The sequence below is a fragment of the Streptomyces sp. NBC_01450 genome, from assembly GCF_036227505.1.
Classification (GTDB): Bacteria; Actinomycetota; Actinomycetes; order Streptomycetales; family Streptomycetaceae; genus Streptomyces.
Map to the genome: position 1 here is coordinate 5,985,535 of NZ_CP109480.1, position 18,397 is coordinate 6,003,931.

The 18,397-nt window shown below is 69.7% G+C and carries 17 protein-coding genes, 1 tRNA gene and 1 pseudogene; 7 read left to right on the forward strand and 12 right to left on the reverse strand.

Annotation, left to right across the window (positions count from 1 at the left end):
* Positions 1 to 83: 83 nt before the first annotated feature.
* The 3 genes and pseudogenes from OG568_RS26640 to OG568_RS26650 all read right to left on the reverse strand — a co-directional run bounded on the left by OG568_RS26640 (position 84) and on the right by OG568_RS26650 (position 2,956).
* Complete coding sequence (locus OG568_RS26640; RefSeq protein WP_329533382.1) at positions 84 to 1,028, reverse strand: MerR family transcriptional regulator; 945 nt, start codon at positions 1,026 to 1,028, stop codon at positions 84 to 86.
* A gap of 27 nt (positions 1,029 to 1,055) precedes the next feature.
* Positions 1,056 to 1,178 (reverse strand): annotated as a pseudogene (locus tag OG568_RS26645) (metal-dependent hydrolase); the annotation flags it as partial.
* Positions 1,179 to 1,195: 17 nt separating this feature from the next.
* Positions 1,196 to 2,956, reverse strand: a complete 1,761-nt coding sequence (locus OG568_RS26650; RefSeq protein ID WP_329533383.1) for an SDR family oxidoreductase — start codon at positions 2,954 to 2,956, stop codon at positions 1,196 to 1,198.
* Between the two features lie 258 nt (positions 2,957 to 3,214).
* On the opposite strand from OG568_RS26650, the gene OG568_RS26655 reads away from it, so the two are divergent.
* The 6 genes from OG568_RS26655 (at position 3,215) to OG568_RS26680 (ending at position 7,528) form a co-directional block, all read left to right on the forward strand.
* A complete protein-coding gene (locus OG568_RS26655) occupies positions 3,215 to 4,207 on the forward strand; it encodes an ABC transporter ATP-binding protein (RefSeq protein ID WP_329536461.1) in 993 nt (330 codons plus the stop codon).
* The gene (locus tag OG568_RS26660; protein ID WP_266432768.1) at positions 4,197 to 5,102 is read left to right on the forward strand and encodes an ABC transporter permease; all 906 of its coding nucleotides are present in this window, start codon (positions 4,197 to 4,199) and stop codon (positions 5,100 to 5,102) included. The genes OG568_RS26655 and OG568_RS26660 overlap by 11 nt, the downstream gene beginning before the upstream one ends.
* Positions 5,099 to 6,010, forward strand: a complete 912-nt coding sequence (locus OG568_RS26665; protein WP_266583785.1) for an ABC transporter ATP-binding protein — start codon at positions 5,099 to 5,101, stop codon at positions 6,008 to 6,010. Before OG568_RS26660 ends, OG568_RS26665 begins: the two co-directional genes overlap by 4 nt.
* Positions 6,011 to 6,020: 10 nt before the next feature.
* Complete coding sequence (locus OG568_RS26670) at positions 6,021 to 6,740, forward strand: ABC transporter permease (RefSeq protein ID WP_266626304.1); 720 nt, start codon at positions 6,021 to 6,023, stop codon at positions 6,738 to 6,740.
* Between the two features lie 208 nt (positions 6,741 to 6,948).
* A complete protein-coding gene (locus tag OG568_RS26675) occupies positions 6,949 to 7,182 on the forward strand; it encodes an SGM_3592 family protein (RefSeq protein WP_095853733.1) in 234 nt (77 codons plus the stop codon).
* Positions 7,183 to 7,443: 261 nt separating this feature from the next.
* Positions 7,444 to 7,528 (forward strand) — tRNA-Ser (locus tag OG568_RS26680).
* A 78-nt stretch (positions 7,529 to 7,606) separates the two neighbouring features.
* Here OG568_RS26680 and OG568_RS26685 read toward each other — a convergent pair.
* From OG568_RS26685 to OG568_RS26725, 9 genes are all read right to left on the reverse strand, one after another.
* Positions 7,607 to 8,431 (reverse strand): HAD family hydrolase, encoded by an 825-nt coding sequence (locus OG568_RS26685; RefSeq protein ID WP_329533384.1) that lies wholly within the window; start codon positions 8,429 to 8,431, stop codon positions 7,607 to 7,609.
* Entirely contained in the window at positions 8,428 to 9,705 is a 1,278-nt protein-coding gene (serS, locus tag OG568_RS26690) for a serine--tRNA ligase (protein WP_329533385.1), read from the reverse strand. Before serS ends, OG568_RS26685 begins: the two co-directional genes overlap by 4 nt.
* A 619-nt stretch (positions 9,706 to 10,324) precedes the next feature.
* A complete protein-coding gene (gene pheA / locus OG568_RS26695; protein ID WP_266432783.1) occupies positions 10,325 to 11,260 on the reverse strand; it encodes a prephenate dehydratase in 936 nt (311 codons plus the stop codon).
* 35 nt (positions 11,261 to 11,295) lie between these two features.
* Positions 11,296 to 12,615, reverse strand: coding sequence for an iron uptake transporter deferrochelatase/peroxidase subunit (efeB, locus tag OG568_RS26700; protein WP_329533386.1), 1,320 nt, complete (start codon positions 12,613 to 12,615; stop codon positions 11,296 to 11,298).
* An 8-nt stretch (positions 12,616 to 12,623) separates the two neighbouring features.
* A complete protein-coding gene (locus OG568_RS26705; protein ID WP_329533387.1) occupies positions 12,624 to 14,744 on the reverse strand; it encodes a copper resistance CopC/CopD family protein in 2,121 nt (706 codons plus the stop codon).
* A 13-nt stretch (positions 14,745 to 14,757) separates the two neighbouring features.
* On the reverse strand, positions 14,758 to 15,243 hold the full coding sequence (locus tag OG568_RS26710) for a copper chaperone PCu(A)C (RefSeq protein ID WP_329533388.1): 486 nt from the start codon (positions 15,241 to 15,243) through the stop codon (positions 14,758 to 14,760).
* Entirely contained in the window at positions 15,240 to 15,893 is a 654-nt protein-coding gene (locus tag OG568_RS26715) for an SCO family protein (RefSeq protein WP_329533389.1), read from the reverse strand. The genes OG568_RS26710 and OG568_RS26715 overlap by 4 nt, the downstream gene beginning before the upstream one ends.
* Positions 15,894 to 16,000: 107 nt before the next feature.
* Positions 16,001 to 16,738: a YcnI family copper-binding membrane protein gene (locus OG568_RS26720; RefSeq protein ID WP_329533390.1), complete on the reverse strand. Its 738-nt coding sequence runs from the start codon at positions 16,736 to 16,738 to the stop codon at positions 16,001 to 16,003.
* A 148-nt stretch (positions 16,739 to 16,886) separates the two neighbouring features.
* The gene (locus OG568_RS26725) at positions 16,887 to 17,705 is read right to left on the reverse strand and encodes a hypothetical protein (RefSeq protein WP_329533391.1); all 819 of its coding nucleotides are present in this window, start codon (positions 17,703 to 17,705) and stop codon (positions 16,887 to 16,889) included.
* A gap of 234 nt (positions 17,706 to 17,939) precedes the next feature.
* Between OG568_RS26725 and OG568_RS26730 the strand changes: the two genes are divergently transcribed.
* Positions 17,940 to 18,395, forward strand: coding sequence for an ATP-binding protein (locus tag OG568_RS26730; protein ID WP_266432798.1), 456 nt, complete (start codon positions 17,940 to 17,942; stop codon positions 18,393 to 18,395).
* Positions 18,396 to 18,397 lie beyond the last annotated feature (2 nt).

Below are 18,397 nucleotides of genomic sequence, written 5' to 3' on the forward strand. Positions count from 1 at the left end.
ATTTTGCTTCGGAGGTTTGATCCACAAGCAAGTCCGGTTATCCACAGGTGAATTGACGAATCTGTGGACAACTCACAGGGGATTTACGGCGTTTCGTCAACAATATTGTGATTGTTGTGATTTGAGGCGAGGTGGTCCAAGGTCCTTGCCTGGACCTCCCGTTCCGCAGCCGCCGTGACGAAGGCCGCCACCTGCCCGGCGCCAACCAAGGCCTCCACAGCCCGCGTTGTGGCGACGGGCAGCTCCACGGAACGTGTCCCGTCAGTAAGGCCGTGGGGTTGCCGAGTCCCCAGCTGATCACGCAGGTACCGGTTCGCGAACAGACGCATGGCACGCGCCAGTTCCGCGTCCACCGTCTGCCGGGTGAGCGGCCGCAGACGGCGTACGAGGGAGGCCGCCTCGGTCGCTTCCGCGTCGCTCGGCGGATGCTCACCGAGACAGCGCGCGAAGACATGCTCGGTCGTGAACTCCAGGAAACGCGAGGCGATGTGCTCGACCTTGTCCCTCAACTCCCGCAGATGGCCCGAGATCGCGGACAACGGAACGCCCGCCGCGTACAACTCCGCCGCAACGGCGAGCTCTTGGGGACTCGGGACCAGATACACCTCGCCGTCGCCGGGGACACGCTCCAGCACACCGAGCTCCACCGCCACCGCCACCGCCGCGTCGTCCGGGCTGCCACCGAACCGCTCGTCCAGCTCGGCCCGCGACATCCGCACGGCCTCCTCTTCGGTCCACGGTCCGTCGACCTCCGCGACCAGACCGAGGATCCCGCCCAGACCCCGGCCCGCGTCCCAGGCCTCCAGGAGCTCCTTGATGGACGCCAGTGTGTAGCCGCGGTCCAGGAGGTCGGCGATCTGCCGCAGCCGGGCCAGATGCGCGTCCGCGTACACGTTGGCGCGACCGCGCCGCTCGGGACGGGGAAGCAGCCCGCGGTCCTGATAGGCGCGGATCGTCCGTACCGTGGCGCCGCTGTGATGCGCCAGATCCTCGATGCGGTACGCGACCCCGACCGGCTCGTCGTTCACGCTGCCTGCCTCCCGACCCCCTGGGTACTACGCGACGGTCCCGCGCGGCGAGCCCTCCTGCGAGGGATGGTACGACCGCCGCGGACAGCGGGACATGGCCGTGCCGAGCTCCGCCCGGAGGGGCAACAGGCCCTTGCGTACGGCCCTGTTGAGGGCGGCGGTGAAGCTCACAGCGGTGGCTCCATCCGTGCGATCGCGCGCAGCGCCCTGGGTGCCAGGCGGGACATCAGGCGGGCGCCGCGCGCCTCAGGGGTGACGGGCACGACCGCCTGGTTGCGGACCACCGCGCGCAGGATCGCGTCGGCCACCTTCTCCGGCGGGTAGTTGCGCAGCCCGTACAGCCGCGCCGACTTCTTCTGGCGGCGCTTCTCCTCGGTCGCGTCGACCCCGACGAAGTGCGCCGTCGAGGTGATGTTCGTGTTGACGAAGCCCGGGCAGATCGCCGAGACGCCGATGCCCTGCCCGGCCAGCTCCGCGCGCAGGCACTCGCTGAGCATCAGCACGGCCGCCTTGGAGGTGCTGTAGGCGGGCAGCGCCTTCGAGGGCTGGTACGCCGCCGCCGACGCGGTGTTGACGATGTGGCCGCCCTGGCCGCGCTCGGCCATCTGCCTGCCGAAGAGCCGGCAGCCGTGGATCACGCCCCACAGGTTGACGTCGAGGACCTTCTTCCAGTCCTCCGGAGTCGTGTCGAAGAAGGATCCGGACAGCCCGATCCCGGCGTTGTTCACCAGCACGTCCACCACGCCGTACTCGGCGGCGACCTTCTCGGCGAGCTTCTCCATGGCCTGCTCGTCGGAGACGTCGACCGTCTCGGCCCACGCTTCGGGGGAGCCGATCAGCCGGGACATCTCCGCCGTACGGGCCGCGCCCCGCGCGTCCCGGTCGACGGCCACCACGCGCGCGCCGGCCTCGGCGAACGCGAAGGCGGTGGCCCGCCCGATGCCGCTGCCGGCGCCGGTGACCAGCACGAGCTGTCCGCCGAACCGGTCGGCGTACTTGCCCGTCGCCAGGGTGTCCCGCACCGGCACACCGTCCTCGTTGGCGTGCACGAAGTCCGTGATCCAGGACGCCAGTTGGTCCGGCCGGGTACGCGGGATCCAGTGCTTGTCCGGGAGGGTGCGACGCACGAGCCGCGGGGCCCACTCCTCCAGGCCGTCGTAGAGCCGCTCGGAGAGGAACGCGTCCCCCAGGGGCGTGATGAGCTGCACGGGCGCGTGCGCGTAGGCGTCAGGGCGTGGCCTCTTCAGCCGGGCCCGTACGTTGTCGCGGTACAGCCAGGCGCCGTGCGCCGCGTCCGTCGGCAGCGAAGCGGTCGGATAGTCGCCCGCGGGTACCTTCTCGACCCGCCGCAGGATCTTCGGCCACTGCTTGCCGAGGGGGCCGCGCCAGGCGAGCTCGGGCAGCACGGGCGTGTGCAGCAGGTACACGTACCAGGACTTGGCGCCCTGACCGAGGAGCTGGCCGACCCTGCGCGGGGTGGGCCGCCGTACCCGCCGCTTGATCCAGTGGCCGAAGTGGTCGAGGGACGGCCCGGACATGGAGGTGAAGGAGGCGATCCGGCCCTGGGTGCGCGCGACCGTGACGAACTCCCAGGACTGCACCGAACCCCAGTCGTGCCCCACCAGGTGCACCGGCCGGTCGGGGCTCACCGCGTCCACGACGGCCAGGAAGTCGTCCGTCAGCTTCTCCAGGGTGAACCCGCCCCGCAGCGGCCGCGGGGCCGTCGACCCGCCGTGGCCACGGACGTCGTAGAGCACCACGTGGAAACGCTCGGCCAGGCGGGTCGCGACCTCGGACCACACCTCCTTGGAGTCCGGATAGCCGTGCACGAGCACCACCGTGGGCCTCGCCGGATCGCCCAGCTCGGCGACACACAGCTCGATTCCACCCGTCCGCACCCGGCGCTCGCGCGCGCCTTCGAGAGTCACGTGAGTCACTTCTCCTTCGCCCAGCGCCGCACGGTACGTGTCCGTAACGTGACACTGGCGAATGTGACAGTTGTTAGAGGCTGCGTCAATAGACCTGCTCCGCGCCTGTGGACAACCGGCTCGATGTGGATAGACCCTCGCCGGTTGTTCGACTTCAGGGGGACCCCTACGGGCCCGTACGACTGGAGGCTGACGCGGATCCAGCTCCGTGGGTTGACGACCGCTGTGGCGTGCGCCACTACCTTCGACAACGTGACTGTGATCGCGACCGAAAGCCTGAGCAAGCGGTACCCCCGGGTGACCGCTCTTGACCGGCTCTCCGTGGACGTCGGGCCCGGTGTGACCGGACTCGTCGGAGCCAACGGAGCCGGCAAGTCCACACTGATCAAGATCCTGCTGGGTCTCTCCCCCGCCACCGAGGGCCGCGCCCAAGTGCTCGGACTCGATGTCGCCACCCAAGGCGGCGCCATCCGCGAGCGGGTCGGGTACATGCCCGAGCACGACTGCCTGCCCCCCGACGTCTCGGCCACCGAGTTCGTCGTCCACATGGCACGCATGTCCGGGCTCCCGCCGACCGCGGCCCGCGAGCGCACCGCGGACACCCTGCGCCACGTCGGACTGTACGAGGAGCGCTACCGCCCCATCGGTGGCTACTCGACCGGCATGAAGCAGCGCGTCAAGCTCGCGCAGGCCCTCGTCCACGACCCCCAGCTGGTCTTCCTCGACGAGCCGACCAACGGCCTCGACCCGGTCGGCCGCGACGAGATGCTCGGCCTCATCCGCCGTATCCACACCGAGTTCGGGATCTCCGTCCTGGTGACCTCGCACCTGCTGGGCGAGCTGGAGCGCACCTGCGACCACGTCGTGGTCGTCGACGGCGGCAAGCTGCTGCGGTCCAGCTCCACCACGGACTTCACCCAGACCACGACGACCCTCGCCATCGAGGTCACCGACACCGACGAGCACCCGGACGGCACCAGGGCGGCCCGCGAGGCGCTCCACGCGCGCGGGGTCGAGACCCACGACGGCAGCGGACTGCCGGGCGCCGGACACATCCTGCTGCTGACCGCCGAGGGCGAGGAGACCTACGACCTCGTCCGCGACGTCGTCGCCGACCTCGGCCTCGGCCTGATCCGGATGGAACAGCGCAGGCACCACATCGCGGAGGTCTTCCGCGAAGAACAGACGAACGCGACGGACGCGACGGACGCGCAGGGCGTACGGAAGGAGGCAGTGGGCCATGGCAGTTGAGCAGTCCCTCACCCCACGCGGTGAGCAGACCCGGATCCACGACATCGGCTACCGCCACTACGACGGCCCGCGCCTGGGCCGCGGCTACGCCCGCCGCTCGCTGTACTCGCAGTCCCTGCGCGGCTCCTACGGCCTGGGCCGCTCGGTCAAGTCCAAGGTGCTGCCGATGCTGCTCTTCGTGGTGATGTGCGTCCCCGCGCTCATCATGGTGGCCGTCGCGGTCGCCACCAAGGCGAAGGCCCTGCCGGTCGACTACACGCGCTACGCGGTCATCATGCAGGCCGTCATCGGCCTGTACGTCGCCTCCCAGGGACCCCAGTCCGTCTCGCGCGACCTGCGCTTCAAGACCGTACCGCTGTACTTCTCACGCCCCATCGAGATCGTCGACTACGTACGCGCCAAGTACGCGGCGCTGGCCTCGGCGCTGTTCATCCTGACGGCCGCGCCGTTGATCGTGCTCTACGTAGGGGCACTTCTGGCGAAGCTCGACTTCTCCGACCAGACGAAGGGCTTCGGACAGGGGCTGGTCTCCGTGGCACTGCTGTCCCTGCTCTTCGCCGGGATCGGCCTGGTCATCTCGTCGATCACCCCACGCCGCGGCTTCGGCATCGCGGCCGTCATCGCGGCGCTGACCATCTCCTACGGAGCCGTGTCGACCGTCCAGGCCATCGCCTACGAGCAGTCCAGCTCCTCGGCCGTCCCCTGGCTCGGCCTCTTCTCTCCCATCACGCTCATCGACGGGGTGCAGACCGCCTTCCTCGGCGCCACCTCCGCCTTCCCCGGCGGGGAGGGCCCCTCGTCCGGGCAGGGAGTCGTCTTCCTCCTCGCCGTCCTGGGGCTCATCGCGGGCTCCTACGGTCTCCTGCTGCGCCGCTACCGAAAGGTCGGGCTGTGACCACGCTCAACATCGACCATGTCTCGCGCTGGTTCGGCAACGTGGTGGCGGTCAACGACATCACGATGACGATCGGCCCCGGCGTCACCGGCCTGCTCGGCCCGAACGGCGCCGGGAAGTCCACCCTCATCAACATGATGGGCGGCTTCCTCGCCCCCTCCACCGGCACCGTCACCCTCGACGGCCGGCAGGTCTGGCGCAACGAACAGATCTACAAGCACATCGGCATCGTCCCGGAGCGCGAGGCGATGTACGACTTCCTCACGGGCCAGGAATTCGTCGTCGCCAACGCCGAGTTGCACGGCCTGGGAGCGAAGGCCGCCCAGCGGGCGCTCGCCACGGTCGAGATGGAGTACGCGCAGGACCGCAAGATCTCCACGTACTCCAAGGGCATGCGGCAGCGCGTGAAGATGGCCTCCGCCCTCGTCCACGACCCGTCCCTGCTGCTGCTCGACGAGCCCTTCAACGGTATGGACCCGCGCCAGCGCATGCAGCTCATGGACCTGCTGCGCCGCATGGGCGACGAGGGCCGCACGGTGCTGTTCTCGTCCCACATCCTCGAAGAGGTCGAACAACTCGCCGCCCACATCGAGGTGATCGTCGCCGGACGCCACGCGGCCAGCGGGGACTTCCGCCGCATCCGCCGCCTGATGACCGACCGTCCGCACCGCTACCTGGTGCGCTCCAGCGACGACCGGGCACTGGCCGCCGCGCTGATCGCCGATCCGTCGACGTCCGGCATCGAAGTGGACCTGGCCGAGGGCGCGTTGCGCATCCAGGCGGTCGACTTCGGCCGGTTCACGGCGCTGCTGCCGCGCGTCGCGCGCGAGCACGGCATCCGGCTGCTCACGGTCTCGCCGTCCGACGAGTCCCTCGAGTCCGTCTTCTCGTATCTCGTCGCGGCGTAGGAGGCCGAAGATGTACGACCCCACAGTCGCCCGGCTCACATATCGAGCCCTGCTCGGCCGCCGCCGGGCCCTCATCCTCTGCGCACTGCCCGTCCTGCTCATCGTGATCTCCGCGGCCGTACGCGGCTTCGCCGGAGCCGACGACCAGGTGGCCTCGGACCTGCTCGGCGGGTTCGCGCTCGCCACGATGGTGCCGATCATCGGCGTCATCGCCGGCACCGGCGCGATCGGCCCCGAGATCGACGACGGCTCGGTGGTGTATCTGCTGGCCAAGCCCCTGAAGCGGCCGACGATCATCTTCACCAAGCTGATCGTCGCGATCGCCGTCACCATGGCGTTCTCCGCCCTGCCGACGTTCATCGCGGGCATGATCCTGAACGGCAACGGCCAGCAGGTCGCCGTCGCCTACACCGTGGCGGCGCTGGTCGCCTCGATCGCGTATGCCGCGCTGTTCCTGCTGCTGGGGACGGTCACCCGGCACGCGGTGGTCTTCGGGCTCGTCTACGCGCTGGTCTGGGAGGCCCTGTTCGGGTCGCTGGTGTCCGGCGCGCGCACGCTCAGCGTCCAGCAGTGGGCGCTCGCCGTGGGCCACAAGGTCACCGGCGGCGACCTCGTCACCTCGGACGTGGGCCTGCCCACCGCGACGGTGTTCCTGGTCGTGGTCACCGTGCTCGCCACCTGGTACGCCGGGCAGCGACTGCGGTCGCTGACGCTGGCCGGCGAGGAGTGAGCCGGGGGCTCCACGCGCGTGTACTGGTCGTCGCCACGTACGCGCGCGTGGCGCCCCCTTTTCTTTGCGAGCTCTTCTTTGCGAGCTTTTCTTCGAGAGCGGCTTTTGAGAGTGGCTTCACCTTTTTTCTTGACAGTGGCTTCACCTCTGTCCCGGCACACTGGGCCGAGGGGACGCGCGGCCAGAACAGGTCCTAGGAGGAACGGGGATGGCGGAACCGCAAGGCGAAGGGCAGAGGGAGACCGAGGACGTCTGGGACGACCTCGTACTGGACGAGAGCTTCATACGCTCGGCGGAGACGACCGAACCGTCCGCCCGCGCCCGTATGCTCGCCGCCCGCTGGCGCGAGGGGGGACCCGATCCGCAGCCCTGGCGCTCCGACGAGCCGCCCGCGGGATGGTTCTTCAGCAAGGCCCGTCGGCGCAGGTGGCGTCGCCGGTAACCCCCTTGGGGAGCGGCTTTATTCAGTGGCGCCCAAGTCGGCGTACGGGCACAGTAGTTATGTCCACGTCGCCGCATCGAGCCGGCGCCACGTTCTGGGAGAGGAGCGCGACGATGCCCATCAGTAGCAGTCCGTCGAGCTCCCTACAGGGCAGCCCGCGGCAGGCTCCGGAGTAGCTACCTCTCCGTGGAGCCCGCCCGCACGGGGGGCTGCCCGGGGCGGCCGCTTCGAGCGCGCGTATGCCGCGCGGGCCGCCCACCCGGAGGATTGGCCGAGAGGTAAGGCACCGGCTTGCTAAGCCGTGGTCGGGGTCAACCCCGCGCGCGTTCGATCCGCGCATCCTCCGCGAGACGTTGTCACGAGGACTTGGCAGAGTCGGGGTGTTCTACGGGGCACCGGGCGCCGCAGGCTGTGCCCTCACCCGCTAACTCAGCAACCGCTCCAGCACCACCGCGATGCCGTCCTCCTCGTTCGAGGACGTCACCTCGTCCGCGACCGCCTTGAGATCGTCGTGGGCGTTCGCCATGGCCACGCCGTGGGCCGCCCACGCGAACATCGGGATGTCGTTGGGCATGTCACCGAAGGCGATCGTGTCCGCGGCCTTCACACCGAGGCGGCGGGCGGCGAGAGACAGCCCCGTGGCCTTGGAGAGGCCGAGGGGGAGGAGTTCCACTATCCCCGCGCCCGCCATGGTGACGCCGACGAGACCGCCCGCGACCTCCGCCGCCACCGCGGCCAGCTCGTCGTCGGAGAGCGTCGGGTGCTGCACGTACAGCTTGTTCAGAGGGGCCGACCAGAGGTCCGCCGCGTCCCTGATCGGGACGACCGGCAGTGGTCCCTCCAGCCGCCGGTAGCCGGGGCCGACCAGCACCTCGCCGTCGAGGCCGTCGCGGCTCGCGGCCAGCAGCAGTGGGCCGACCTCCGCCTCTATCTTGGCGAGCGCGAGCCCGGCGAGCTGCCGGTCCAGCGTCACCGAGGTGAGCAACCGGTGTTCCCCCGCGTCGTAGACCTGCGCGCCCTGGCCGCACACCGCGAGACCCTCGTAGCCGAGGTCGTCGAGGATGTGCCGGGTCCAGGGCACCGCGCGCCCGGTGACGACGATGTGCGCGGCGCCCGCCGCGCCCGCCGCGGCGAGTGCCTCACGCGTGCGCTCCGAGACCGTCTCGTCGGAACGCAGCAGCGTGCCGTCGAGATCGGTCGCGACGAGCTTGTAGGGGAACGAACCGGTCGACCCGGCGGCGGCGGTCACTTGGAGATCGGCTCCAGGACCTCACGACCGCCCAGGTACGGACGCAGCACCTCGGGCACCCGCACGGAGCCGTCGGCCAGCTGGTGGTTCTCCAGGATCGCCACGATCGTGCGCGGGACGGCGCACAGCGTGCCGTTCAGCGTCGCCAGCGGCTGGACCTTCTTGCCGTCGCGCATGCGCACGGACAGGCGGCGGGCCTGGAAGCCGTCACAGTTCGAGGCCGAGGTCAGCTCGCGGTACTTGCCCTGGGTCGGGATCCACGCCTCGCAGTCGAACTTGCGGGACGCGGAGGAACCGAGGTCGCCCGAGGCCACGTCGATGACCTGGAAGGGCAGCTCGAGGCTGGTCAGCCACTGCTTCTCCCAGTCCAGGAGCCGCTTGTGCTCGTTCTCCGCGTCCTCGGGGTCGACGTACGAGAACATCTCGACCTTGTCGAACTGGTGCACACGGAAGATGCCGCGGGTGTCCTTGCCGTAGGTACCGGCCTCGCGGCGGAAGCACGGCGAGAAGCCGGCGTAACGCATGGGCAGCTGGTCGGCGTCCAGGATCTCGTCCATGTGGTACGCCGCGAGGGGGACCTCGGAGGTGCCGACCAGGTAGTAGTCGTCCTTCTCCAGGTGGTACACGTTCTCCGCGGCCTGGCCGAGGAAGCCGGTGCCCTCCATGGCGCGCGGGCGGACCAGGGCCGGGGTCAGCATCGGGGTGAAGCCGGCCTCGGTGGCCTGCGCGATCGCGGCGTTGACGAGGGCGAGTTCCAGGAGCGCGCCGACACCCGTCAGGTAGTAGAAGCGCGAGCCGGAGACCTTGGCGCCCCGCTCGACGTCGATGGCGCCGAGCGCCTCGCCGAGCTCCAGGTGGTCCTTGGGCTCGAAGCCCTCGGCGCCGAAGTCGCGGATCGTGCCGTGCGTCTCCAGGACGACAAAGTCCTCCTCGCCGCCGACCGGGACGTCCGGGTGGATCAGGTTGCCGAGCTGGAGCAGGAGCCGCTTGGCCGCCTCGTCCGCCTCGTGCTGTTCGGCGTCGGCGGCCTTGACGGCGGCCGCGAGCTCCCCGGCCTTCTTCAGCAGCTCGGCCTTCTCGTCGCCGGAGGCCTTGGGGATCAGCTTGCCGAGCGCCTTCTGCTCGGATCGGAGCTCGTCGAAGCGGACGCCGGACGACCTGCGCCGCTCGTCGGCAGAGAGGAGGGAGTCGACGAGGGCGACGTCCTCTCCACGGGCGCGCTGGGAGGCGCGAACACGGTCGGGGTCCTCACGGAGCAGGCGAAGGTCAATCACCCCTCAAGGCTACCGGTGCGCGCTTCCGGCCATCGACTCGATATTCCGCTCCGTCGCTTCTGTGACGTTATGAGTGAAATGCCGGACCGAATTTTTCTTGATCGCCGACACTCGTCAATGATCGCCCATCAGGGTCGGTCCGCGTCAATAAAAGGGACGGTACTCCCTGAAACGGGGCAGACGGTAACCAGGGGGTTGACTGGATTCCCTTGTGAAGAGCGGTACTTGAGAAGAGGTTGTCCACAGGGTTCACGCCTCCGCAGAGTTATCCACAGGCTGTGCGGAAGATCTGTGGACTTCGGAAGTGATCGTTCCGAAAGCCGCATGCGGGACGAAGAATTCCCGGGTCAAACCATCCGTACACCCACGTTCGAGTGGAAATGCTTCGCTCCAAAGGATTGATCAAGGGAAAAGAGTGGACGAGGGGTGACGTGCGGGGCTGTGGACGAACTTGGGCCCTGTAGGCCGATTTGTCGACGATGTAGTGCTTCGTTGTCGACTTGTCCCCAGGTCGAGAAGCACACCTGTGGATAACATCTGTGGATGAGGAAAATCTGCAGGTAGGACCAGTGCAATGGGGCCTGGAACAGGCCCGGAGCCACAGAAAGCCTGGAACGGCCTAGAACCGTCCGTCCTGGCAGCGCGCCAGCCAGTCCGATGCCGCCGAGAAATCGCCGTCCGATGTTCCGGGCCGCAGCGGCCGTACGTCCTTCAGGGCGACCCCGGCCCTCGGATAGGACCCGAGAAAGCGCACCTGGGGGCTGATGCGCTTGAGGCCCATCAGTGCCTCGCCCACGCGGCGGTCGGTGATGTGGCCCTCCGCGTCCATGGAGAAGCAGTAGTTGCCGATGCCCTGGCCGGTGGGCCGCGATTCGATCCGCATCAGATTGACGCCCCGCACGGCGAACTCCTGGAGGAGTTCGAGCAGTGCACCCGGGTGGTCGTCGCCGAGCCAGATGACCACGGACGTCTTGTCGGCGCCGGTCGGGGCCGCGGGCCGGGCCGGACGGCCGACCAGCACGAAGCGGGTCTCGGCGTTCGCCGCGTCGTGGATCTCGGTCACCAGTGGCTCGAGCCCGTAGGTCGCCGCCGCGAACTCGCCCGCGAAGGCCGCGTCGTACCGGCCCTCCTGGACCAGGCGGGCACCGTCCGCGTTCGAGGCCGCCGACTCCCACACGGTGTTCGGCAGGTTGGCGCCGAGCCAGTTGCGTACCTGCGGCTGGGCGACCGGATGGCCGGTGACCGTCTTGATGTCCTTCAGGGCGGTGCCGGGCCTGACCAGCAGGGCGAAGGCGATCGGCAGGACGACCTCGCGGTAGATCATCAGCGGCTCGCCCTTGGCGAGCTCGTCGAGGGTGGCGGTGACACCGCCCTCGACCGAGTTCTCGATCGGGACGAGCGCCCCCGCGGCCTCGCTCCCGCGCACCGCGTCGAGCGCGGCCGGCACGGACACCATGGGCACCAGCTCCCGTGTCGCGGCCTCCGGGAGCGTGCGGAGGGCGGCCTCGGTGAACGTTCCCTCGGGGCCGAGATAGGTGTAGCGCGTCGCCGACATACTCGTCACCCTAATAGGGTCCGCTCTGCCCCGGATCACCCTTCCAGCAGCCGCTGCCCCACGTACTCCCCCTCCGCCGCCCCGCCCGGCACCGCGAACAGCCCGCTCGCCTCGTGGCGTATGAACGTCGACAGGGCGTCGCCGCGGTCGAGCTTGCGCTGCACCGGGACGAAGCCGCGCAGCGGATCCGCCTGCCAGCAGACGAAGAGCAGGCCGGCGTCGGGCACCCCGTCCGTGTCGAAGCCGTCGTGGAAGGAGAACGGGCGGCGCAGCATCGCGGCGCCGCCGTTCCGGTCCGGCCGGGTGATCCGGGCATGCGCGTTGAGAGGAACGACCAGGTTGCCGTCGGCGTCGGTCTTGTCGAGGTTCATCGCGGTCGTCTCGGTGCCGCCGGTCAGCGGTGCCCCGGTGGACTTCTTCCGCCCGATGACGTCCTCCTGGGCCTTGACCGAGAGCTTCTCCCAGTCGTCGAGAAGCATCCGGATCCGGCGTACGACGGCGTACGAGCCGTTCGCCATCCACGCCGGGTCGCCGGCGGCGGGCACGAAGATGCGCTGGTCGAAGTCGGCCTCGGACGGCTTCGGATTGCGGGTGCCGTCGATCTGGCCCATCAGGTTGCGGGCCGTCATCGGCTGGGCCGTGGCGCCGGGCGAGCGGTTGAACCCGTTCATCTGCCAGCGCACCCGGGCAGCGCTGCCCGCGTCCTTCTGGAGTGTGCGCAGGGCGTGGAAGGCGACCAGGGCGTCGTTGGCGCCGATCTGCACCCACAGGTCGCCGTTGCTGCGTGTCTTGTCGAGGTGGTCGGAGGAGAAGTCGGGCAGCGGGTCGAGGGCGACCGGGCGCTGCTTCTCCAGGCCCGTCCGCGCGAAGAAGCTGTTTCCGAAGCCGAAAGTGACCGTCAGGGACGACGGTCCGGCGTCACGGGCGACGTCCGTGTCGTCCTGCGTGGCGGCCTCGCCCGCCATCAGCCGCTGGGCGGTCGTCGACCAGCGGCGCAGCAGTGCGGCGGCCTCCTTGCGGCCCGCGCCCGCGGCCAGGTCGAAGGCGACGAGGTGGCCGCGGGCCTGGAGCGCGGTGGTGATGCCGGGCTGATGTTTCCCGTGAAACATCACCGTGTCCGCGCCGAGCGAGGTCAGGGGCGCGGCCTTGTCGGTGGACGGTGCGGCCGCGTATCCGGCGGCACCTCCGGCCGCGCCCAGGGCGAGACCGGTGGCACCGGCGGTGCCGAGCAGTCGGCGCCGGGAAAAGACTCCTCCGGAAGAGGGCTTCTGGGAAACAGAAGAGGGTTTCTGGGAAACGGCCTCTCCTGAAAGGGCATTTTCCGAGGTGGCTTCCGGAGTGGACTGGTCAGCCATGGTGAGGTTCAGCCGATCTTCGCGTTCTTGGTGACGGTCGTCTGGTCGATGTCGGAGGTGCGTACGGTCACCGCGATCTCCCAGTCGCCCGCCATCGGGATCTGCACCCCGATCGCCGACCAGTGGCCGGTGGCGATGCGGTCGGGGGTCACGGGCAACGGGCCGATCTTCTTGGCCTCCAGGGTGAAGGCAACCTTCACCTCGGGGACGTCGAAGGCCTTGCCGTTCGGCCGTTTCACGAAGACGTGCATCTCGTTGCCGCCGACGCGGGCCGGGTCGAGGGTGACCTCCGCGGTGCCCTTGCCGTCCTGGCCTCCCGTGTCGAAGGGGAGCTTCAGCGAGAGGGACCCGGACCGCTGTGAGGAGGACGTGGTGGACTGCTGGGCCGCCTCCTCCGTACGCCCCGGCTCGGTGGACGTCAGTACGGTCGTCACGGCCAGCAGGACGACGGCGACGCCCGCCTCGGCGAGCACCGAGCGACGCAGGCCTGCCCGTGCCGGGTCGGCGTCGCGGAGGCGCTTTTGACGCGCGGTGGCCACGGCAGCCTGTTGCCGGGCCAGTTGAGCGGCGCGCCGGGAGTTCCCCGAGGTCGAGCCCCCAGAGGTCGAGCTCCCGGAGGTCGAGTCCTTGGAGCTCGAGTTTCTGGAATTCGCGGGCACCTTCGTCGGCTGCTTCGTCCGCTGTCCGGCGTAAGCCGTCGCTCCGGCGGTGGCCCCGGCCGTCGCCATGGCCTTCGCCTCGGGTGCCTCGAACAGCTGCGCCGTCCAGCGCCGCGAGGTCCACCCGATGCCGACGAGGACGGCCACCAGGCCGACCTTGACGAGCAGCAGCTGCCCGTACGACGTTCCGGTCAGGGCCGACCAGGAGCCGACCTGGCGCCAGGACTGGTAGATCCCGGTCGCGGCCAGCATGGTCACGCTGCCGAACGCGACGCGTGAGAAGCGCCGTACGGTCGCCGCCTCGATCTGTGCCTCGGCGGGCGCCCGGAACAGCGCCACCAGCAGCGTCGACAGGCCGCCCAGCCAGACGGCGACCGCCAGCAGGTGCAGCACGTCGACGGGCATCGCGAGGCCCGGCTGGATACCGGTGGAGGCGTGCTCGGCCATCGCCCAGCTCGCCGCCAGGCCCGCCGCGACGACGGTGCCGCCGATCGCGAGCCCGAACGCGAGATCCTTCCTCTCGACATCGACATCGACATCGACATCGACATCGGCATCGGCGTCGCCTTCGCCGGACACCTCGCGCTCGCCCTCGCCGGACAGCGCGCCCTTGTCGGTCGCGTCGGCCTCATCCGACGTGTGGGCCTCGCCGCGACGCGCGTACGCCCCGAAGAGCACCGCGATGAACAGCGCGCCCGCGGCGAGCAGCAGCAGCCGTGAGACCAGTGCCGCGCCCGCCTTGGTCTGCAGCACCTGTCCGAGCAGTGTCAGGTCGAAGATGTCGCCGACCTTGCCGGAGCCGACGTAGGAGCCGCGCAGGAGCAGCAGCGCGAGGGTGGCGCCGGTCAGCGCGAGCCACCCGGAGACCACGAGTCGTTGCACCGGACGGACGCCGGCGCCGCGCTTCCAGCAGGTCAGTACGAAGGCCGCGCCACCCACCAGGAGGATGAATCCGGCGTACGAGACATACCGCCCGATCCCGTAGAGCGCGCCGACGACTCCGCCGCCCACGGCCGGGTCGGAGAGCGCGACGGAGGTCTGCGAGGGTGCGCCGATGGAGAAGGTGAAGGCGCCGGAGACGGGATGGCTGTCCGCCGACACCACCTGGTAGGTGACGGTGAACGTGCCGTCGGGCAGCCCCGAGTGGAGCTTCACGCCATAGGTGGTGCCGCCCAGGTCGACCGCTTTGCCGGTGTCGACGCGCTTGCCCTTGGGGTCGAGCACGCGCACCGAGCCGTCGGACAGGGCGACCCTCTCGGAGAACGTCAGCGAGACCTGGGTGGGTGCTTGATTGACCACCGCTCCCTGCTGGGGGGTGCTGCCCGTCAGTGCGGCGTGCGCGGAGGCGGGCGTGGCGCCGGCCAGGACCGCGCCGGCCACGGCGAGGAGCAGCAAGAGCAGTGCCCGTACCCGAAAAGCGGCCCCTCCAGTGGTGGTGGCAGGCGCATGGGGAGCGATGGTCTGTGTCACGGTGATCCCTCCCTCAGTGCCCGGTCTTGGGGTTGTACGTCGCGGACTTCACCGGCATGGAGACCTTCACCGCGCCCGCCTTGGTGAAGTGGAGCGTCACCGACACCTTCTCGCCCTCCAGGGGCTTGTGGGTGAGCTTTTCGAACATGAGGTGGTTGCCGCCGCTCACGAAGTCGAGTGACCCGTCGGCGGGCACGGCGAACGACTTCTGCTCCTCCATCGCGCCCCCCTTGGTGGAGTGCAGCGTGACGTCGGAGGCCAGGCCGCTGGTGACGGAGGTCAGGGTGTCGGCGCCGCCGGAGTTGGTGACGGTGAAGAAGCCGGCCGCCATGGTGTCCATGACGGGGGCGGGCATATAGGCGCCGGTGATCTTCAGTTCGGGCTTGTCCGCGCTGTGCGAGGAGGAGTCGTCGGAGCCGCAGCCCGCCAGCGCCAGAGCCGTGGCCGTCAGCGCCGCGCATCCCGCGAGACGCCTCGAAGGGGCTCCGGATCGGCTCACGGATTCTCTCCCTTGATGAGCTTGGGGAGGTCCTTGGTGTAGTCGTCGACGGTGGCGTCCTCTCCGTAGATCACATAGCCCCCGTCGGTCTTCGGTGAGAACGCGATGACCTGGGTGCCGTGCACGGAGACGAGCTTGCCGTTCTTGTCCTTCGCCGTCGGCTCGATGGAGATGCCGAGAGTGCGGGCGCCCGCCTGGACGGTGGGGAAGTCGCCGGTGAGGCCGATGAAGGCGGGGTCGATCCCCTTGAGCCACTTGCCGAGCGCGGCGGGAGTGTCGCGCGCCGGGTCGGTGGTGACGAACACGACCTTGAACTTGTCCTGTTCGGCCTTGGGCAGCTGCTTCTTGGCGACGGCGAGGTTGCTCATCGTCGTCGGGCAGACGTCGGGGCAGTGGGTGTAGCCGAAGTAGATGAGCGTCGGGACGCCCTTGGTCTCGGCCCGGAAGTCGTACTTCTTGCCGTTCGTGTCGGTGAGGACGAGGTCGGGCTTCTCGAACGCCTTGTCGAGGACCGTGGCGGCCTTGCCCGTGCCGGCCTCGGCGGACACGTCGGCGATCGGCTTGTTGCTGTCGTCGCCGCTGCCGCAGGCGGAGAGGGTCAGTGCGGCCGCGGCGAACAGGGCGGCCGCGGCATACGTCTTCTTGCGCATAGAGAAATGTCCCAGATGTGAGGGCTCCGGTGTGCACCGGGGTCGTACGACCCCTTTGACGAGGGCGTACGACCTGCCGGTGCACAAAGGAAGGGGTGCGGTGGGCCTCAGCCCGCGGTGCGCCGCCGGCCGGCCAGAACGCCGTACGCCACGCCCGCCGCGCCGACGACGATGCCGACGACACCGAGGACGCGCGCGGTGGTGTCAGCGCCGTCCGAGGACGAGGCGGAGGTGGACGAGGCGGGGGCCGCCGTGGAGGTGTCGGAGGCGTCCTCGGCGGTGGCGGAGGACCCGTGGTGCCCGTCCGTGGACGCGGCGGAGAGCGTGAGCACCGGAGCCGGGTTCTCGGGCTCCTCCTTGCCCTCCTGCTGCGGCTCGATCCAGCGCACGACCTCCTTGTTGTCGTACGTCTGGATCGCCTTGAAGACGAGTTCGTCGGTGTCCTCCGGGAGCGTGCCGACGGAGAGCGGGAACTTCTGGAAGAAGCCCGGCTCGATGCCCTTGCCGTTGGCGGTCCAGGTGACCTTGGTGACGGCCTCGGAGATCTTCTCGCCGTGCATCGTGAGCGGCTTGGCCAGCTTGCTCTTGGTGACCTTCACGGACCAGCCGTCGAGGGGCTGCGGCATGACGGAGGCGAGCGGGTGGTCGGTCGGAAAGTTCACCTCGACCTTGTTGGTCGAGGCGTCGTCGCGCTCATTGGGGACCTTGAAGTCGACGACGGCGTAACCGCCCTTGGCGGCCTGGCCCTCCGGCTGCACGCTGACGTGCGCGAAGGCGGGGGCGGAGACGGCGAGGACGGCCGAGGCGGCGACGGCGCCGGCGGCGGCGATACGGGAAGCCTTCATGGAAGAGAGCACTCCACTTTCAGTCCGATGAGAAGGGGGTGCGCGTGCGGACGGTGCGATGCGGCCCCTGGGGGTGTCATCGCGTGCACGCGCGTGTGCCGCACGACGGCACCCCCGTCGGATCGGTCCGGTGGAGTGGCGCGTCGTGTCAGGCGGCGAGGACGAGAGCGGTGGAGTGGGGCGGTCCGCGGCGGACGACGCTGTGCTGGAGCTCGGCGGTACGGGGCTTGGGCGGCGTCAGAAGCGCGGTGCGCCGGGCGCGCGGTGCCGCGTCGGGCGTACCCGGAAGTCCGGCCCGCAGGGCGCGTACGAGCGCGAGCGCCCCGCGCAGGGACCGCATGAGCGCCCCTTCCGCGACTCCGTGCGCGGACAGTCGGATCAGGCGCAGCAGCGCCAGATCACCGTGGCGCAGCACCCATCCGGCGGCGACGGCCGCGAGGACGTGGCCGAGCAGCATCGGCAGGGACGGCAGCACGGACATCGAGGACCCCGTGGCGGTCGCCATCGCGTCCGTGGAGTGGGGCATGGGCATGGACGAGGTCATGCCCGTGTCGAGCCGTGCGTCGGCGAGGATCTTCATGGCCTGAGCCGGGCTGATCGCCGCCGCGGTCGTGCCGCACACGAGGCGTGCGGCACGTTCCACGAGTGAGGTGTCGGCCATCGGCATGGAGCCGGAGGCCGACGTTGTGGTGGTCCCGCCGAGTCCGAACAGCGTGTGCAGGACGGTCTGGCCGACCGCGAGCAGCGCGGCGATGCCCGGCAGCGAGCGCTCCCGCCCCGCCAGCGAGGCCGCGACGGCGAAGACCGCGAGGAATCCGGCGCCGAGCGTCCACAGCGGGACGGTGGCGCAGGAGGCGAGCCCATGACCGGCCGCGGCCAGCACAACACAGACCGCGGCGAACACCGCGGCCCGCAGAATCCGGAGCTCGTGTCCGGAGCGCGCCCTGCGTTGGTGGGGGGCAGTCATGGCGGGCTCATCATCGCACTGGCCCTACCCGCCACCTACGGCAGGTCCGCAAAATGTCGGTCCGCGAATCGTGGTCCGAAAGATGACGATCTGGGGCGAACCGACCGCACATACACCGATCTTTGTCGCGTGCGCATCCGCCGTATGGGCGGCATCACGTCATGCGGGCGATTGCGCACAGGTGCTTGCGGCAATACGTAACGGTATGTCGAGCCGCGGCCGGGAGGCTGGAGCATGAGCATCTGGTGGTCACTCCATTTGCGGCGTGAGGCTGCGAGCGTTCCGCTCGCGAGACGCCTGCTGCTCGGCACGATGGAGACGGCGGGTGTCGATCCGGACGTCTCGTACGACCTCTCCGTGGCCCTCAGCGAGGCCTGCGCCAACGCGGTGGAGCACGGCGGCGACGCCGCTCCCGGCACCGCGTCCGAGGCCTATCGGGTCACCGCCTATCTCGACGGCGAGAAGTGCCGCATCGAGGTCTCCGACTCCGGCCCGGGCTTCGCCCCGGGCCGAGCCCGTCCCGCGCTCCGCCCGGTCCGCGGCGACGCGGAGCACGGCCGGGGGCTGTGCCTGATCCGGGAACTCGCCGATCACGTCCAGATCGGCAACGAGCCGGGGCGGGGCGGGGCGGTGGTCAGTTTCGACAAGATCCTCAAGTGGAAGAAGGACGCACCCCTGATGGCCGTTTAGGG

What these genes read in the sequence shown, in the direction of transcription:
- OG568_RS26660 (WP_266432768.1), top strand. Translation starts at nt 4,197, where the DNA reads ATGGCAGTTGAGCAGTCCCTCACCCCACGCGGTGAGCAGACCCGGATC.
- OG568_RS26670 (WP_266626304.1), top strand. Translation starts at nt 6,021, where the DNA reads ATGTACGACCCCACAGTCGCCCGGCTCACATATCGAGCCCTGCTCGGC.
- OG568_RS26675 (WP_095853733.1), top strand. Translation starts at nt 6,949, where the DNA reads ATGGCGGAACCGCAAGGCGAAGGGCAGAGGGAGACCGAGGACGTCTGG.
- pheA (WP_266432783.1), bottom strand. Translation starts at nt 11,260, where the DNA reads ATGTCGGCGACGCGCTACACCTATCTCGGCCCCGAGGGAACGTTCACC.
- efeB (WP_329533386.1), bottom strand. Translation starts at nt 12,615, where the DNA reads ATGGCTGACCAGTCCACTCCGGAAGCCACCTCGGAAAATGCCCTTTCA.
- OG568_RS26715 (WP_329533389.1), bottom strand. Translation starts at nt 15,893, where the DNA reads ATGCGCAAGAAGACGTATGCCGCGGCCGCCCTGTTCGCCGCGGCCGCA.
- OG568_RS26720 (WP_329533390.1), bottom strand. Translation starts at nt 16,738, where the DNA reads ATGAAGGCTTCCCGTATCGCCGCCGCCGGCGCCGTCGCCGCCTCGGCC.
- OG568_RS26725 (WP_329533391.1), bottom strand. Translation starts at nt 17,705, where the DNA reads ATGACTGCCCCCCACCAACGCAGGGCGCGCTCCGGACACGAGCTCCGG.
- OG568_RS26730 (WP_266432798.1), top strand. Translation starts at nt 17,940, where the DNA reads ATGAGCATCTGGTGGTCACTCCATTTGCGGCGTGAGGCTGCGAGCGTT.